This is a genomic window from Streptomyces europaeiscabiei (assembly GCF_001550375.1).
GTDB classification, from domain to species: Bacteria; Actinomycetota; Actinomycetes; order Streptomycetales; family Streptomycetaceae; genus Streptomyces; species Streptomyces europaeiscabiei.
Genome location: NZ_LRTR01000689.1, coordinates 1 through 3,180, shown reverse-complemented (window position 1 = coordinate 3,180; position 3,180 = coordinate 1). Strand labels below are relative to the sequence as shown.

Sequence of the window (3,180 nt, the reverse complement as noted above, 5' to 3'; positions counted from 1 at the left end):
CCCGGCCTCCTGTCGGACCCGCCGCGCGACGCGCCCCTCGCGGGCGAGGCACCCGGCACGGCTGCCCAGGCACCCGACGTACCGGGTACGGCCCCCCAGGTCCCCGGGGGACCCGACGCCCTCGGCGCGCTCGCCGAAGTCGCCGAAGTCGCCGGAGTCGCCGCACCCGGCGCACTCGCCGGATGGGTCGCACCCGGCACCCCCGGCGCGCCCGGCCCGCTCGCCGGATCGGCCGGTGTCGTCGGAGTCGTCGGCGGCTTCCCGACCGTGTCCGCCGCCGAGGCGAAGCGGTCGTCGAGGGAATCGGCCGCGACCGAGGGGCCCGTGTCCCCGTTGGTGTCGTCGTACAACTGCCGCCACCAGTCGTCCTCGTGACCGGTGGGCCTCTCCCCCTGCTGGCTCATGCCCCTAATTGTCCACCTCAGGAGCCGTATGAAAACGGGGCATCCGGAAAATCGGCCCGCAGAGCCGATGACCTCACGGCGTGTCGGACTACACGTCGAACTCCGGTGCGAGACACGGGAGTCGAGGGATCGGTGAGGTCCGGCACCTGCGTCGGCCCTTCCGAGGGTCTCGGAAGAGACCGCCGGGCGGTGCCACCCCCCACAGGAGAAACCGCCCGGCGGCGCCGGGGCGACCGGGGCGCGGTGCGGGCGCGTGGGCCGGTCGGCCCGAGTGTGAGGCATGTACCTGGGATTCCGCTGTGGGACCCCGCCTCGTCGGTGGGATGTGCATGCGCGGTGCGGTGATGATGTGCCGAGGCGGCGGCGCGTGCCGGAACGCTCGATTCGCCGCACCGGGCACTGGGCACTGGGCACTGGGCACTGGGCACCGATGTCCGCGGGCGCGCGCCACCGGCGCACCGGACCTCGCGCGCCGGCTCGCTCTCGGGGCGCACGCAACCTGCCCGGAGATGCGCGCCCCCCTGCTGACGGGTGCGGCGGCCCGGCTGCAACTGGACGGACATCGCACGAGCGGCCCTGGGTGATCCAGGACTGATACCACTGACCTGCGCTTTCTCCCGCGATCCGGCACCCTGGGCAGATGGGAGCGTGGGAACTCCTGCTGGTCGCGGTGGTTCTGCTGCTCGGCCTGTGCGGAGTGCTGGTGCCCGGCGTACCGGGGTCCTGGCTGGTGTGGGCCGGGGTCATGTGGTGGGCCCTGGAGGACCCGCGGCCCATCGCCTGGTGGGTGCTGGTGGGCGCCACCGTCGTGCTGCTCCTGTCCTGGGCGGTCCGCTGGAGCCTGCCGCCCCGGCGCCTGACGGAGAGCGGCGCGACCCCCCGCATGGGTGTGTACGCCGGTTCCGGCACCCTCCTCGGTTTCGTCCTCCTCCCCGTGCTCGGCGCGATCCCCGGCTTCGTCGCCGGTATCTACCTCTCCGAGCGGCTCCGCCTGGGCCGCCACGACGCGGCGAAGGACGCCACACGCAGGGCGATGCGCTCGGGCGGGTCGAGTGTCCTGGCGGAGCTCTTCGCGTGCCTGCTGGTCGCGGGGGCGTGGGTGGGCGTGGTGTTCGGGAGCTGAGACCGGCCGAAAACCGACTGAGACCGACCCCAGGCGGCTTGCCGCCGGCCGGATCGGTGACGTTCGGGGTGTCCTCGCTGTCGTTGACGCCCACCATGACGATCAGCGTGCATACGCCGGTGCGGATCAGAACGTCGGCGTCGCACCGGTCCGAGACGCTCGGGCCCACTCCGGCGCGCGGCAGCCGGTTGCCGGAGATGCCCCGCGTCGAGGACACCGAGCCGGCGGTCGGCGACAGGGCGCGCGGCCGTTCGGCGAGCCGGTCGGGCCGCGACGCCGGTCTGGCATCGACCGTCGAGCCGTCACCGTCCGTGATCGAGTCACCGAGCGTGACGCCGGAGGAGAAGGAACCGCTCGCCCTCACACCAGGGGCCGCACTACAGCACGCCCTCCAGACCGAGGAGGAGGCGCTTGCGGTCGAGGCCGCCCGCGTAGCCCGTGAGGGTGCCGTTCGCGCCGATCACCCGGTGGCAGGGGCGGAGGATGAGGAGGGGGTTCGCGCCGATCGCGCCGCCGACGGCCCGGACGGCGGCTCGGGGCGCCCCGATACGGGCGGCGACGGCCCCGTAGGTGGTGGTCGCCCCGTACGGGACCTCGTCGAGCGCGGCCCAGACCCGTCGCCGGAAGTCGGTGCCCTCGCCGCGCAACTCCAGCTGGAACTCCTTGAGTTCACCGGCGAAGTAGGCGGCGAGCTGTTCCTCCGCCGCGCGGAACGGCGCGGGGTCGCGCAGCCAGCCCGCCAGCGGCACCCGGCCGCCCTTCTGCTCCGGTACGGAGAGGGAGGTGAGAGCGCCGAACTCGTCGGCGGTGAGGAGGAGTTGCCCGGCGGGGCTGTCCACGACGGTGTAGTACGTGCCTTGCTCGGTGCTCACGGCTGAACTCCCTGTCCCTGTGCCGATTTCTGCGGCTGCGCCGGTGCTTGCGCGAGTGCCTGTTCCTGTGTCCGTGTCTGCGCCTGTGTCCGTGTCTGCGCCTGTGTCCGTGTCTGCGCCTGTGTCCGTGTCGGTCGCCGTGCGGCCGTGGCCGGCTCCGGCTCGCCCGCTGTCCTGAGGTGTTGCCGGGCATACGACCGCCATGGCCGCCAGGCGTCCGGCACGGCCTCGTCCGGCGGTGCCACGTCCGGGTCGCCGAGGGCGCGGGTGCGGATCGCGGCGACGGTACGGGTGTCCAGGCCCGGCAGTGCGAGCAGTGCCGCCTCGGTGGCGTCCCGGTCCGCGCCCACGTCGAGGCGGACGGTGCCGTCGGCGAGGGCGGTGGCGAGGGCGCCGAGCGGACCGTCCACACCGGCCAGTGCGGCCGGTTCGGGGAACAGGTGCGTCAGTGTTCCGTGCGGGGCGTCCAAGGTCTTCCCGTACGCCCGTACGAGCCGTTCCGCCTCCTCGCGGCCCGCGAGCGCCCGTACCGCGAACTCCTCCGGATCGGCCGCGCCCGGCGAGCGCAGCCCCGGCCTGGCGGCGACGAGCGGGGCGAGCCGCGCGTCCTCCCCGAGGCGCTCGTCGACGGCGTACGGATCGGCGTCCAGGTCGAACAGCCGCCGCAGCCGCTGCACGGCGGTGGTGAGATCCCGGGGGTCGGTGAGATGGAGCCGGGCGTCGAGCCAGCCGCCGGGGTGCGGGGCCGCGGGGCGGCGCGGGGGCGACACCACACGCGGCC

General features: G+C 74.3%; 4 protein-coding genes and 1 pseudogene. 2 read left to right on the top strand and 3 right to left on the bottom strand.

Annotated features, from left to right (window positions below):
- Together AWZ10_RS55950 and AWZ10_RS34635 are read left to right on the top strand one after the other, a co-directional pair.
- Window positions 1–375 (top strand): hypothetical protein (locus AWZ10_RS55950; protein ID WP_079104555.1); only part of this gene is annotated, 375 nt, incomplete at its 5' end.
- 669 nt (window positions 376–1,044) lie between these two features.
- A complete protein-coding gene (locus AWZ10_RS34635) occupies window positions 1,045–1,527 on the top strand; it encodes a DUF456 domain-containing protein (RefSeq protein WP_046707534.1) in 483 nt (160 codons plus the stop codon).
- Between the two features lie 4 nt (window positions 1,528–1,531).
- Here the strand turns inward: AWZ10_RS34635 and AWZ10_RS55945 are convergent.
- From AWZ10_RS55945 to AWZ10_RS34625, 3 genes and pseudogenes are all read right to left on the bottom strand, one after another.
- Window positions 1,532–1,891: pseudogene (locus tag AWZ10_RS55945) on the bottom strand (GDSL-type esterase/lipase family protein); the annotation flags it as partial.
- A 13-nt stretch (window positions 1,892–1,904) separates the two neighbouring features.
- Entirely contained in the window at window positions 1,905–2,399 is a 495-nt protein-coding gene (locus tag AWZ10_RS34630) for a methylated-DNA--[protein]-cysteine S-methyltransferase (protein WP_060892986.1), read from the bottom strand.
- On the bottom strand, window positions 2,396–3,180 hold a 785-nt coding region (locus tag AWZ10_RS34625; RefSeq protein ID WP_279616661.1), incomplete at its 5' end, for a DNA-3-methyladenine glycosylase family protein. The genes AWZ10_RS34625 and AWZ10_RS34630, both read right to left, overlap by 4 nt.

Coding starts and splice junctions, on each gene's coding strand:
- AWZ10_RS34635 (WP_046707534.1), top strand. CDS start 1,045: ATGGGAGCGTGGGAACTCCTGCTGGTCGCGGTGGTTCTGCTGCTCGGC.